The sequence below is a fragment of the Mesorhizobium sp. M1006 genome (assembly GCF_040318825.1).
In the GTDB taxonomy this organism is placed as follows: domain Bacteria; phylum Pseudomonadota; class Alphaproteobacteria; order Rhizobiales; family Rhizobiaceae; genus Mesorhizobium.
The window spans coordinates 48,393-61,477 of the sequence record NZ_JAMYMZ010000001.1; the positions used below are offsets into that span (position 1 = coordinate 48,393).

Sequence of the window (13,085 nt, forward strand, 5' to 3'; positions counted from 1 at the left end):
TTGTGGATGATGTTGGCGACTTTAGCCCCGCCTGATTCGGGCTCCTTTCAGGTGAAGGCGTCGGCCATCGACGCCTTCTTCCTGGCGATGAAGTCCTTCAGCCCGTCGTCGATGCCCGGGTCGAGATACGGCGCCTCGTAGCTCTCCAGCCAGCGGCGGGCGAGCTCGTTGGCGCGCTGCGGCGCGGTTTTTTCGCCTTCGGCCAGCCATTGCTCGTAGGAATTGTTATCGGCGATGTTGGAGCGGTAGAACGCGGTCTGGAAATTGGCCTGGGTGTGATCGCAGCCGAGATAGTGGCTGCCTGGGCCGACCTGGCGGATGGCGTCCATCGCCTGGCCGTTTTCCGACAGGTCGACACCCTCAGAGAACTTCTGCGTCATGCCGAGCTGGTCGATATCCATCATGAACTTTTCGTAGCAGGAGGCGAGACCGCCCTCGAGCCAGCCGGCCGAATGCAGCACGAAGTTGGTGCCGGCGAGGATCGTCGAGTTCAGCGTGTTGGCGCTCTCGTAGGCGGCCTGCGCATCGGGGATTTTTGAAGCACAGAGCGAACCGCCGGTGCGAAACGGCAGGCCGAGCCGACGGGCAAGCTGTGCGGCGCCATACGAGACCAGCGACGGCTCCGGCGTGCCGAAGGTCGGCGCGCCCGACTGCATCGAGATCGACGAGGCGAAGGTGCCGAACAGCACCGGCGCACCCGGCCGGATCAGCTGGGTGAACGACGCTCCCGCCAGAACCTCGGCTAAAACCTGGGTCAGCGTGCCGGCGACCGTCACCGGGCTCATCGCACCGGCAAGGATGAACGGCGTGACGATACAGGCCTGATTGTGGCGCGAATAGACCTTCAGCGCTCCCAGCATGGTCTCGTCGAAGACCATCGGCGAGTTGGCGTTGATCAGGCTGGTCAGCACCGTGTTGTTCTCGACGAAATCGTCACCGAACACGATCTTGGCCATCGCCACCGTATCTTCCGCGCGCTCGGGCGCGGTCACCGAGCCCATGAACGGCTTGTCCGAATATTTGATATGGCTGTAGACCATGTCGAGATGCCGTTTGTTGACCGGCACGTCGACCGGCTCGCAAACCGTGCCGCCCGAATGGTGGATCGACGGCGCCATATAGGCGAGTTTCACGAAATTCCGGAAATCCTCGATCGTCGCATAGCGCCTGACGCCGTCGAGATCGCGCACGAAGGGCGGTCCATAGACCGGCGCGAACACTGTCGCGTTGCCGCCGATCTGCACCGAGCGCTCGCCGTTGCGGGCGTGCTGGGTATAGACGGACGGAGCGGTCTTCAACAGCGAGCGGCAGAGGCCCTTGGGGAAATGCACCCGCTCGCCCTTGACGTCGGCGCCCGCCTCTTTCCAAAGCTGCAGCGCCTCGGCGTCGTCGCGGAAGATGATGCCGATCTCCTCCAGCACCGTATCGGTGTTCTTTTCGATCAGCGCCAGCCCTTCCTCGTCCAGCACTTCATAGACGTTGATCTTGCGCTTGATATAGGTGAGCTGTGTGCCGGGGCCGCCGCCCGAACGCGCGGCCCGTCGGGCTGCGGCGCCACCGCTGGCAGCGCGCCCGCGCCGTGCGTTTGACGCTTCCTGATCGACCGGCGCGTTCTCACTCATAATCGTTCTTCCCTGGCTTTCGTTCTGGCCTGATTTACTCCGGCCGGGCTGTTGTACCGGCCTGAAATCCGTTTGCGGCCGCATATTGCGGTCTCTGGCCGGATCGTAGCCATGCACCCTATTCGAAACGGCCCGCCAGCGCCAACGCCTGTCGCAAAATCGACAAGAATTCCAAGAGATTTACGGTCGCTTTCGTTTTGCGGGAAGTCGCAAATCAGCTATGGACAACCGGCCCGTGCGGGTTAGGTATTGACGCGATATTTTTAAGCTGCCGCGATAGTTGTAGCCGGCAAGGAGCCTGAGAAAAAATGGCCGACGACGAGATCATCCTTTCGGAACTCTCCGACGACGAGTTGGTGCAGCAGATGCACGACGATCTTTATGACGGGTTGAAGGAAGAAATCGAGGAAGGCACCAATATCCTTCTCGAGCGCGGCTGGGCGCCTTACAAGGTGTTGACCGAGGCTCTGGTCGAGGGCATGCGTATCGTCGGCGAGGATTTCCGCGACGGCATCCTGTTCGTTCCCGAAGTGCTGCTGTCGGCCAACGCGATGAAGGCCGGCATGTTCATCCTGCGTCCGCTGCTTGTCGCCACAGGCGCGCCGAAGCAGGGCAAGATGGTGATCGGCACCGTCAAGGGCGACATCCACGACATCGGCAAGAACCTGGTCGGCATGATGATGGAAGGCGCCGGCTTCGATGTCATCGACCTCGGCATCAACAATGCGGTCGAAAAATATCTCGATGCCATCGAAAAGCACCAGCCCGACATCATCGGCATGTCGGCCCTGCTGACGACGACCATGCCTTACATGAAGGTCGTCATCGATACGATGAAGGAAAAAGGCATTCGCGACGACTATGTCGTACTGGTCGGCGGCGCACCGCTCAACGAGGAATTCGGCAAAGCCGTCGGCGCCGACGCCTATTGCCGCGACGCCGCGGTGGCAGTCGAGACCGCCAAGGACTTCATGAAGCGCAAGCACAACGTCCGCGCTTCGGCCTGAGCCAATAAGTCCGGCACGAACAAGAAAAGCCGCGCCTTGCAGTGCGGCTTTTTTATTCCCAAATGTTGAGAGCCGTGCGGATCAGGGTTTCTTGACGGTATCGTCAACTGCCTTCGCAGTGGATTTGATATCCTTACCGACGCCGCGCACCGTGTTGGCGCAGGCCGAAACAGCCAAGGCGCAGGCGAGAATAGCGATTGGCGCGACGCGGAACAATTTCATGAATGGTGTCTCCCTCAGCATATAAATTCGCTGGACAGCAACGAAGATCGATTAGACTGGTTCCATGACTACCGCGCGAAAACAACAATCCGATCAAGGCGACAGGCTGCTCGTCATCGCCTGCGGGATGATCGCGCGCGAAGTTTTGGCGGTCAAGGAGCAGCTCGGGCTCGACCATCTCGACCTGACCTGCCTGCCGGCGGAGTTCCATTTCTATCCGGACCGCATCGCGCCGGCCATGGACAAGGCTATCGAGAAGGCCAAGACCGACGGCTACAGACACATCTTCGTCGGCTATGCCGATTGCGGCACGGGTGGCCTGCTCGATCGGATCTGCGAGAAGCATGGCGTCGAGCGCATGGCCGGGCCGCATTGCTTTGCTTTCTACCAGGGCATGGATGCCTATGCGAAGGTCGCCGATGACGACATGATGTCGTTCTACATGACCGACTTCCTCTGCCGGCAATTCGATGCCTTCTTCATGAAGCCGCTCGGCCTCGACAAGCACCCGGAGCTGATCAAGGACTATTTCGGCAACTACGAGAAGCTGATCTATATCGCTCAGACCAACGACCCGGAACTCGACAAGGTCGCCGAAAAGGCGGCGAAAATGCTCGGCCTCGCCTATGAGCGCCGCTCGACCGGCTATGGTGACCTGACGAAGGAACTGGCCAGCGCCTCAGCACATTCGTAAAAGAAATAGCGTCCTCTAAGCGTTTGCCGGAGGCTGCCGTTCATTTTCGCCCACCGATTCACCGATCCGATATGACATCGATAATGCGCCCGGTTTCAAGGCGGATCGGTCCCCGCGCGGTTGGATCTTTAAGCAATATTTCGGCAAGCATTGCATCGACATTGTCAAAATTACTTTGCAGAATTGACGGATCACTTAGCTCCCAATACGCCCCTTCATCGACGACATTGAGACTGGAGAACAAGCGAGTAATTTCGCGAAGAAAGCTGATGATCTCGATATGAGCGCCTGCACCTGAAAACTGAGTTTTACAGTGTTGTTGAACGAAGAGGTGCTTGTCGAACTCAAGCCGCAGCGGTTCCGAATTGGGATGCGGTTGAAGCTCTATTCCAAACACAGGGCCAATATAGTCCACGTTTCGTTCATCAATGACTCGATTGAGCGTCTTCTCGCGCTCATCGATCTCGCGCACCGGCCAGTCTCGCGCAATGGCGAACGCCTTGGCTTCGTGCAGCAAAGCAGCATATTGCTCGTGACCCCGTAACTGTCCTTCAAAGTAGATTGTTACTCCCAACTACCTCTCCCAGTGACGCGCATTCCTGACGAATACCCGCGCTCTTATTCCGCCACAAGCCGGGCGAGCACATCGGCAAAGCTCGTCTTGCAGATGAAACCCAGCCGCTTCCTGCGCCCGCGACGCATCATAGACCCGGTCGATCGACGAAAACATCGTCCAGCCTTTCTTCGCGTAGAGCGCCGGATAATCCGGAAAATAGCGCGCCACGACCGACGGCGCGTCGGCGATCAAGGCCGCGCAATCTTCGGGCTGGAAAGGCGTCGGTGCCGAGATGATGAAAGTGTCGAAGCCCAATTGCGGCGCTTTCTCCAGGGCAGCGATGTGGGCGTCGGCTGCGTCCTCCACCGTCAGCCGGCGGAACAACAGCTCATTGGCCTTGGTGTTGGCATCCGACTGTTCGATCACGTGCGCCATGTCGTCCGCCTCGGGAAAAAACCGGGCGGTGCGCAACACGATCACCGGCAGGCCGAACTGCAAATGATAGAGCCGGCAGAGCTGTTCGGCTGAAAGCTTGGTGACGCCGTAGATGTTGCGCGGTTCAGGCGACATGTCTTCCGTCAGCCATGCCGCCTTGCGCGTCCCGCCGGTGAAGCCGGCGCGAATGGTTTGGGAAATCATCAGCGACGTCGTCGACGTGAACACGAAACGCTGAACGCCGAATGCTGCCGCCGCGTCGAGCAGGTTGAGCGTGCCGCGCACATTCGTCTCGACGAAATCCTCGTTGCGATAACGTTCGATGTCAGGCTTGTGCAGCGCGCCGCTATGGATGATGGCCTCGACGCGGTTCCCCTCGACCGCCCTCATGACCAGGTCGCGATCGGCCACTGAGCCGACGATCGGCGTTTCCGAAGACGGAACGGGATCGAGGCCGGTGACGTCATGGCCAAGAGCCCGCAGGCGCGGCGCCAAGGCGCTGCCCAGCCAACCGGACGATCCCGTCAGCAAGATCCGCATTCTTTCCACCTCGTTTCTGCTGTCGATGCTCAGGCACGGATGACAGAACGCGGCGAAACATTAAGGTATGCGCCAGACAAGAAAACAGCCTGCTCCAGCCATCAAAAAGGAAACGCCACCGATGATCGCTCGCCTCATGTTTGCCGCAGCAACTGTCCTCTGCTTGACCATGCCCGCGTTCGCCGATGGCGAGGTGCAGACGCTGATAACGGCTGCCGACAAGGCGCGGCTCAACAAATATGGCGAGACGCGCAAGGCAGCGCTTGACGAGGCGAAGGCCGGCGATCCCGCCGAGGTCAAGCAGCTCGACGCTTTGCTGGCAAAGCCGCTGGTTCCCTTCTCTGACAGGGACCTGACCGGCAAATGGCAATGCCGCACCATCAAGGCCGGCGGATTGAGCCCGCTCGTCATCTATGGCTGGTTCAAATGCGAGGTGAGCGACGACGGTTCTGGCTGGAGACTGGAAAAGATCACCGGCTCGCAACGCACCAAGGGCCGCTTCTTCGACGATGGCGAGAAACGCGCGATCTATCTCGGTTCCTTCCACGTCAACGACGATCCGGCAAAGCCCTACGGCAGCGGCCCGGAAAGCGATCAGGTCGGCTATGCCTTCCGCAACAGCGCCAGTGAATGGCGCATCGAGTTCCCGGCGCCCTATTACGAATCGAAGCTCGATATCCTCGAATTCAAGCGCTGAGCCCGATCACCAGGGGTTAACCCGGTCAGCCTAGCATTCGCGCGCAAAGAACAGGTTCTTTGCGGGGAGTCGCAGAGCATGGCACTGTCGAAAACAAACCAACGGCCGATCGTCGTCGTCACCGAAGGCGGCCCGCATATCTGGGCGATCGTCAACGCCCTCGCCGATCAACTCGGCCCGGTCAGCGTCATCCTCGAAGCTCCTGAATCCAAAAAGCAATTGCTCCTCGCGCGGGCGCGGCGGCAAGGCTGGACCTCGGCCATCGGTCAACTCGGCACGATGGTGCTGACGCGCCTCGGCAAGCGCTTCTTCGCCGGCCACGCAGCACGGCTTGCCGCCGGGCAGAAGCTGCAAACCGAACCGAAGCCTGGGCAAAAGATCATTTATGTCTCGTCGGCCAACGCGCCGGAGTGCCTGCAGGCGATTGCGGAAATCCAGCCGGGTGTGGTGCTGCTCGCCGGCTGCCGCTTGCTGTCGCGGCAGACGCTGGCGAAAATCCCTTGCCCGGTCCTCAACTACCATGCCGGCATCGCCCCGAAATATCGTGGCATGAACGGCGGTTACTGGGCGCTGGCTTCAGGCGATGCGGAGAACTTCGGCACCACCGTGCATCTGGTCGACGCCGGCGTCGACACTGGCGGCGTGCTGCGGCAGACGCGTGGCAAACCGCAGCCCGGCGACACAGTTTCGAGCTACGCGTTGCGGCAGGCGGCCTTCTCGCGCGACATCTGCGTCGAAGCGGTCAGGGATGCGCTGGCCGGCAAGCTCGGCACGGTGGATCCCGGCCTACCTTCGACACAATGGTATCATCCGACGATATGGTTTTATCTCTGGACGGGGATAAGGAACGGCGTCTGGTGACGCGCCGATTTACCGGACAGCCACCCGCCACTAACATTGCATCATGAGCGACATCGACCACCGCACCATCATTGCCGGCCTTTCGGTCGAGGACCGTCGCGACCTCACCGCCAGGGTTGACCGGCCAGGCATTGTCCGGCTGGCGGTCCATGCCGGGCTGGTTATCCTGCTAGGCGCGCTGATCGCCGCTCGCATCCCGTTCTGGCCCGCGCTCGTCTTGCCGCAGGGAATCCTGATCGTCTTCTTCTTCACGCCGTTGCACGAGACCATCCATGAAACTGCGTTCAGAACGGCGCGGCTCAATCGCACCATCGCCGCCGTGGCCGGCTTCCTTATCCTGCTGCCGCCGGCATGGTTCCGCTATTTCCATTTCGCCCATCACCGCCATACGCACGACCCGGACAACGACCCCGAACTGATGGCCCCGAAGCCGGAGACCATCAGCCAATATCTGCGCTATCTGTCAGGCGGCCCCTATTGGATCGCCATGGGCCGTGTGATCGCAACCAATGCGGCGGGCCGCAACCGCGACGGCTTTGTGCCGGAAAAGCGCCGCGGCAAGGTGGTTGCCGAAGCACGGCAGTTCCTGATCGGCTATGCGGCATTGCTGGCCGCATCGCTCGCCGCGCAGTCGGCGCTGCTGTTGTGGGTCTGGATCGTGCCGGTGCTGGTCGGACAGCCGTTTTTGCGTGCCTACCTGCTGGCCGAGCACGCGTTGTGCCCACATGTCGCCAACATGCTCGAGAACACCCGCACCACCTTCACCACAAGGCTGGTGCGCTTCGTGGCTTGGAATATGCCGTACCATTCCGAGCACCATTCCTATCCGGCCGTTCCCTTCCACCGCCTGCCGCGCTTCCATGACATCGTCGCGGAGCATTTACGCACGACCGAACGAGGTTACGTGCGCTTCCACAGGAAGCTGGTCGGCAGCTACGATGGCCGCGCCGGCTGACCAGTGCTGGAAGAAACTCCGCTTTCAACCGCGGCCGTCGATTGCGTCGCTTTTGAAGGCCCCCGCGTCGTCCCATAACAAGCAGCCCAACAGCGCTTCCGGCAATGCTCGAAACCACTGCATTGGCCAAAAGATCGGAATCGATCTTCGGAGAGCACGATGCAGCGGAGTTAAGTGGTAGAGCATCGTTTGTGAGTCGATTGGACGCACGGCGCTCTGCAGGAGCAGGAATTCATGGCCGATCTGATCGTCGTCTACTGGCGCGACATCCCCGCCCAGGTCATCGTCAAAAAGGGCCGGCAGAACGCCAAGCGCGAACTGCCGCTGCGCTTCACCGAGGCGATCGACATGTGCGCCATGCGCACCGGCGCCGGCGGCACCGACGACTATCTTGCCGAATGGCGCAAGGCAGAACCCATTCCGGTCAGTGACGATCTTGAAGCCGAGGCCGAGAAGGCTCTTCAGGAACTTGATGCGAAATACGACCGTGAGCGGCTGGTCGCTCTGGTCAAGGCGGGCGGCAAAGAAAATGTCTGATCCCCAATCAATGCCGGCGACGACGGCTCAAGCCGGCGTGACCCAGGCGACCATCGTCAAGAAGGCGGCGCCGAAATCCGACTACAAGCCGGCCGACGTGTCGCCGCAGCGGCGTGTGCAGCGCTCTTTCGCGGTGCGCCTTTGGTCTGTGCGGCATTCGCGGCTGCTCGAATGGTTCTACGGCAAATTCGCCGACATGTTCCTGCTCCTCCATCCGCTGTGGAAGGGCATCGGCTACAGCCGTGTCGAAGGGCCTGTGAAATTCGTCGAAAAGCGCGTCAAGGGATTCATGTTCGACTGCCGCATGTGCGGCCAGTGCATTCTTTCTTCGACCGGCATGTCGTGCCCAATGAACTGCCCCAAGCAATTGCGCAACGGCCCTTGCGGCGGTGTCCGCGCCAACGGCAATTGCGAGGTCGAGCCTGACATGCCTTGCGTCTGGGTCAAAGCCTGGGAAGGCTCGCGGAACATGGTGCATGGCGACAAGATTTTGGAAGTGCAGAAGCCGGTGGATCAGTCCTTGCGCGAAACTTCCGCCTGGCTGCGGGTCACCGCGCAGGCCGCGGCCGCCCGCAATGCGGCCCGGAATACTACGAAGACCGGAGCATCGGCATGATCGGCCGTCAGCCAGACGAGAATCCGGCCGGCATCCATTTGCCGCTCGATCCCCTGCCCGGCCACACCTCGCGTGGCCGGCTGGAACGCGTCCTCAGGCGCGGCGAGTTCGCAGTGACGACCGAGCTCAATCCGCCCGACAGCGCCGATCCGGAAGACGTCTACAACCGCGCCAGGATTTTCGACGGCTGGGTCGACGCCATCAATGCCGTCGACGCTTCCGGCGCCAACTGCCACATGTCGTCGGTCGGCATCTGCGCGCTGCTGACCCGCATGGGCTATGCCCCGATCATGCAGATCGCCTGCCGCGACCGGAACCGCATCGCCATCCAGGGCGACGTGCTTGGGGGTGCTGCGATGGGCGTCGCCAACATGCTGTGCCTGACCGGCGACGGCGTGCAGGCCGGCGACCAGCCCGGCGCCAAGCCGGTGTTCGATCTCGACTGCATGTCGCTGCTCGAAACCTGCCGCGTTATGCGCGATAACGGCAAATTCCTGTCCGGCCGCAAACTCACGACCCCGCCGCAGCTTTTCCTTGGCGCGGCGATCAACCCGTTTGCGCCGCCGATCGATTTCCGGCCCTATCGGCTGGGCAAGAAGATCGCCGCCGGGGCACAGTTCGTGCAGAGCCAGTACTGCTTCGACGTACCGATGTTCCGCACCTACATGCAGAAGGTCCGCGATCTCGGCTATACCGAGAAATGTTTCATCCTGTGCGGCGTCGGGCCGCTGGCCTCGGCCAAGACGGCCAAATGGATCCGCTCCAACGTACCGGGCATTCACATTCCCGATCAGATCGTCAAGCGCCTGGAAGGCGCTCAGGATCAGAAGAAGGAAGGCAAGCAGCTCTGCATCGACATCATCAATGAGGTGAAGGAAATTCCCGGTGTGTCCGGCGTCCATGTGATGGCCTATCGCCAGGAAGAATACGTCGCTGAGATCGTCGACGAATCTGGCGTGCTGAAGGGTCGCCGGCCGTGGAAACGCGAAATCCGCCGCGACGACCAGCTCGTTGCCGACCGGCTCGACCACATACTGCATGACGACCTCACCGAAACCCAGGTCGACATGGTCAAGACCGCGCATTGACAGCGCGAATCGTCAGCATTCGCTTGATCAGAAACAGATAACGATATAAAGAACTCTTTATATCACGATGGAGAGATTTCATGACCCGCACTATCGTCGCCTCGGCGACACGAGAAATCATCATCGGCTTCGATCAGCCCTTCTGCGTGATCGGCGAGCGCATCAATCCGACCGGCCGCAAAAAGCTGGCCGCCGAAATGATCGCCGGCAATTTTGAGACCGTCATCAAGGATGCGCTGGAGCAGGCCGCCTGTGGGGCGACCATGCTCGACGTCAATGCCGGCGTCACTGCAGTCGATCCCAACGCCACCGAGCCGGCGCTGCTGGTGCAGACGCTGGAGATCGTGCAAGGCCTGGTCGACCTGCCGTTGTCGATCGACTCCTCCGTGACTGCGGCAATCGAAGCGGCGCTGAAGGTCGCCAAGGGCCGGCCGCTGGTCAATTCTGTCACCGGCGAGGAGGAAAAGCTCGAAGCCATCCTGCCGTTGATCAAGAAATACAACGTTCCTGTCGTGGCCATTTCCAACGACGAGACCGGTATTTCGATGGACCCCGATGTGCGCTTCGCCGTCGCCAAGAAGATCGTTCAGCGCTGTGCCGACTTCGGCATTCCGGCGCATGATGTGGTCGTCGACCCCCTGGTCATGCCGATCGGCGCGCTGGGCGATGCCGGCCGCCAGGTATTTGCCCTGCTACGCCGGCTGCGCGAGGAGCTCAAGGTCAACACCACCTGCGGCCTCTCCAACATCTCGTTCGGCCTGCCGCACCGTCATGGCATCAACGCCGCCTTCATCCCGATGGTGATCGGCGCCGGCATGACCTCGGCGATCATGAACCCGGTGCGGCCGCAGGAAATGGAAGCGGTGCGTGGCGCCAACGTGCTGAACGGCACCGACGAGAACTGCACCAATTGGATCAGGACCTACAAGGACTACAAGCCTGCTGAAGGCGGCCAAGCCGTTGCCGCCCGGACGCAGGTCAACGCGCCGGGCGATGGCAATGGCAATGGCGGACGCAGGCGCGGCGGCCGCGAAGCGCGTATGGCCCGGGGTTGAGCCAGGTCTTGGCCGACACGATATGGGGCCTAGGACTGGGGAGGAACCGAGACATAGCGGCATCGCTGCCGTAGCCAAGACCCGAGCTGCGTAGAAAGTAAAGTCTGGAACGTATGAACTCTCCCGTCAACATCACCGATCCGCTCGTGCTGTTCATGCCGTCGGGCAAGCGCGGCCGGTTTCCGGTCGGCACGCCGGTTCTGGACGCCGCGCGCCAACTCGGTGTCTATGTCGAGAGCGTGTGCGGCGGGCGTGCCACTTGCGGGCGTTGCCAGATCGAGGTGCAGGAAGGCAATTTCGCCAAGCACAAGATCGTTTCCTCCAACGATCACCTCTCGCCCAAGGGCGCCAAGGAAGAGCGCTACGAGCGCGTACGCGGCCTGCCCGAGCGCCGCCGGCTGTCCTGCTCGGCGCAGATTCTCGGCGATCTCGTCGTCGACGTGCCGCAGGACACCGTCATCAACGCGCAGACCATTCGCAAGGACGCCGACACCAGGGTCATCGCCCGCGATGCGGCAATCCGCATGTGCTATGTCGAGATCGAAGAACCCGACATGCACAAGCCGCTCGGCGACCTCGACCGTCTGAAGATCGCGCTGATGAAGGACTGGGGCCTCAAGAGCCTCGATTTCGATTTCCATCTGTTGCCGCAGGTGCAAGGCATTTTGCGCAAAGGCAACTGGACCGCGACCGCCGCCATCCACAAGGACACCGACAGCGAGACCGCACGGGTCATCGCTTTGTGGCCCGGCCTCAAGAACGAGGCGTACGGACTTGCCTGCGATATCGGCTCGACCACGATCGCCATGCATCTGGTGTCGTTGCTGTCGGGCCGCGTCGCCGCCTCGTCGGGCACATCCAATCCGCAGATCCGCTTCGGCGAGGATCTGATGAGCCGTGTCTCGTACGTGATGATGAACCCGGACGGCCGCGAAGGCATGACGGTCGCCGTGCGCGAGGCCATTTCGGGGCTTGTGGACAAGGTCTGCACCGAAGGCAACGTCCAGCGCAACGACATCCTGGATTCCGTGTTCGTCGGCAATCCGATCATGCACCATCTGTTCCTCGGCATCGATCCGACCGAGCTCGGCGGCGCCCCCTTCGCGCTAGCCGTCTCCGGCGCCGTGCACATCAAGGCATCGGATATCGGTTTGAAGCTCAACCAGGGCGCCAGGCTCTATATGCTTCCTTGCATTGCCGGCCATGTCGGCGCGGACGCTGCCGCAGTGACGCTGTCGGAAGGGCCGCACCGCCAGGACGAGATGATGCTGATCGTCGATGTCGGCACCAATGCCGAGATCGTGCTCGGCAATCGCCAGCGGGTCGTGGCGGCCTCATCGCCAACTGGCCCGGCCTTCGAAGGTGCGGAAATCTCCGGTGGCCAGCGCGCCGCACCGGGTGCCATCGAGCGCGTCCGCATCGATCCTGAAACGCTGGAACCGAAATACCGCGTCATCGGCTCGGAACTCTGGTCCGACGAGCCGGGCTTCCTCGACAGTGTGCAGGCGACCGGCGTCACCGGTATTTGCGGCTCCGGCATCATCGAGGTGGTCGCCGAGATGTATCTCGCCGGCATCATCTCCGAGGACGGCGTCGTCGATGGATCGCTGAGCGGCCACTCGCCCCGCGTCGTCGCCAATGGCCGCACCTTCTCCTATGTGCTGAAGGAAGGCGAGCCCAAGATCACCATCACCCAGACTGATGTGCGCGCTATCCAGCTAGCCAAGGCCGCCCTTTATGCCGGCACCAAGCTTTTGATGGAAAAACAGCACACCGATCATGTCGACCGCATCCACTTCGCCGGCGCATTCGGCTCGTTCATCGACCCGAAATACGCAATGGTGCTGGGCCTGATTCCGGATTGCGACCTCGACAAGGTCTCGGCCGTTGGCAATGCGGCCGGCGCCGGCGCCCGCATGGCGCTGTTGAACCGTGGCTATCGCCGCGAGATCGAGGAAACCGTTAGCAAGATCGAGAAGATCGAGACGGCGCTGGAGCCGAAATTCCAGGAACATTTCGTTTATGCCATGGCGCTCCCGAACAAGATCGACCCGTTTCCCAAGCTGTCGGCGGCGGTGAAACTGCCGCCGCGCAAGACGGTGAGCGAAGACGGCATTGCCGGCGACGCTGCCCCGCGGCGGCGTTCGCGCGAAGGCCATGCCGCGCGGCGCGGGCGGGGATGACTCGCCTCCGCCAGGCT

At 61.6% G+C, this 13,085-nt stretch carries 14 protein-coding genes; 10 read left to right on the forward strand and 4 right to left on the reverse strand.

Going from position 1 to position 13,085, the window contains the following annotated elements; genetic code table 11:
* Positions 1 to 47 precede the first annotated feature (47 nt).
* Complete coding sequence (locus NKH60_RS00230; RefSeq protein WP_292654762.1) at positions 48 to 1,622, reverse strand: trimethylamine methyltransferase family protein; 1,575 nt, start codon at positions 1,620 to 1,622, stop codon at positions 48 to 50.
* 308 nt (positions 1,623 to 1,930) lie between these two features.
* Here NKH60_RS00230 and NKH60_RS00235 point away from each other — a divergent pair, with 308 nt between their 5' ends.
* Entirely contained in the window at positions 1,931 to 2,629 is a 699-nt protein-coding gene (locus NKH60_RS00235; RefSeq protein ID WP_023676506.1) for a cobalamin B12-binding domain-containing protein, read from the forward strand.
* 81 nt (positions 2,630 to 2,710) lie between these two features.
* On the opposite strand, the gene NKH60_RS00240 is transcribed toward NKH60_RS00235, so the two are convergent.
* Entirely contained in the window at positions 2,711 to 2,851 is a 141-nt protein-coding gene (locus NKH60_RS00240) for an entericidin A/B family lipoprotein (RefSeq protein ID WP_023676507.1), read from the reverse strand.
* 64 nt (positions 2,852 to 2,915) lie between these two features.
* On the opposite strand from NKH60_RS00240, the gene NKH60_RS00245 reads away from it, so the two are divergent.
* Positions 2,916 to 3,545: a DUF1638 domain-containing protein gene (locus tag NKH60_RS00245; protein ID WP_352539660.1), complete on the forward strand. Its 630-nt coding sequence runs from the start codon at positions 2,916 to 2,918 to the stop codon at positions 3,543 to 3,545.
* Between the two features lie 58 nt (positions 3,546 to 3,603).
* On the opposite strand, the gene NKH60_RS00250 is transcribed toward NKH60_RS00245, so the two are convergent.
* Both NKH60_RS00250 and NKH60_RS00255 read right to left on the reverse strand, forming a co-directional pair.
* Positions 3,604 to 4,119, reverse strand: a complete 516-nt coding sequence (locus tag NKH60_RS00250) for a hypothetical protein (RefSeq protein WP_352539659.1) — start codon at positions 4,117 to 4,119, stop codon at positions 3,604 to 3,606.
* Entirely contained in the window at positions 4,120 to 5,076 is a 957-nt protein-coding gene (locus NKH60_RS00255; protein WP_352539658.1) for an NAD-dependent epimerase/dehydratase family protein, read from the reverse strand.
* Between the two features lie 121 nt (positions 5,077 to 5,197).
* On the opposite strand from NKH60_RS00255, the gene NKH60_RS00260 reads away from it, so the two are divergent.
* From NKH60_RS00260 to NKH60_RS00295, 8 genes are all read left to right on the forward strand, one after another.
* A complete protein-coding gene (locus tag NKH60_RS00260; protein ID WP_352470292.1) occupies positions 5,198 to 5,773 on the forward strand; it encodes a DUF4893 domain-containing protein in 576 nt (191 codons plus the stop codon).
* Between the two features lie 78 nt (positions 5,774 to 5,851).
* Positions 5,852 to 6,634 (forward strand): formyl transferase, encoded by a 783-nt coding sequence (locus NKH60_RS00265; RefSeq protein ID WP_352679962.1) that lies wholly within the window; start codon positions 5,852 to 5,854, stop codon positions 6,632 to 6,634.
* Positions 6,635 to 6,677: 43 nt separating this feature from the next.
* Entirely contained in the window at positions 6,678 to 7,589 is a 912-nt protein-coding gene (locus NKH60_RS00270) for a fatty acid desaturase (RefSeq protein WP_352679959.1), read from the forward strand.
* A gap of 234 nt (positions 7,590 to 7,823) precedes the next feature.
* Positions 7,824 to 8,126 carry a virulence factor gene (locus tag NKH60_RS00275; RefSeq protein ID WP_352539655.1) on the forward strand — a complete coding sequence of 101 codons (303 nt, stop codon included), beginning with the start codon at positions 7,824 to 7,826 and terminating at the stop codon, positions 8,124 to 8,126.
* The gene (locus NKH60_RS00280; protein ID WP_352454616.1) at positions 8,119 to 8,742 is read left to right on the forward strand and encodes a methylenetetrahydrofolate reductase C-terminal domain-containing protein; all 624 of its coding nucleotides are present in this window, start codon (positions 8,119 to 8,121) and stop codon (positions 8,740 to 8,742) included. The genes NKH60_RS00275 and NKH60_RS00280 overlap by 8 nt, the downstream gene beginning before the upstream one ends.
* Positions 8,739 to 9,830 (forward strand): methylenetetrahydrofolate reductase, encoded by a 1,092-nt coding sequence (locus tag NKH60_RS00285; protein WP_023676515.1) that lies wholly within the window; start codon positions 8,739 to 8,741, stop codon positions 9,828 to 9,830. Before NKH60_RS00280 ends, NKH60_RS00285 begins: the two co-directional genes overlap by 4 nt.
* Positions 9,831 to 9,910: 80 nt before the next feature.
* Complete coding sequence (locus NKH60_RS00290; protein WP_023676516.1) at positions 9,911 to 10,885, forward strand: methyltetrahydrofolate cobalamin methyltransferase; 975 nt, start codon at positions 9,911 to 9,913, stop codon at positions 10,883 to 10,885.
* A 113-nt stretch (positions 10,886 to 10,998) separates the two neighbouring features.
* The gene (locus NKH60_RS00295; RefSeq protein WP_023676517.1) at positions 10,999 to 13,068 is read left to right on the forward strand and encodes an ASKHA domain-containing protein; all 2,070 of its coding nucleotides are present in this window, start codon (positions 10,999 to 11,001) and stop codon (positions 13,066 to 13,068) included.
* Positions 13,069 to 13,085: the final 17 nt, after the last annotated feature.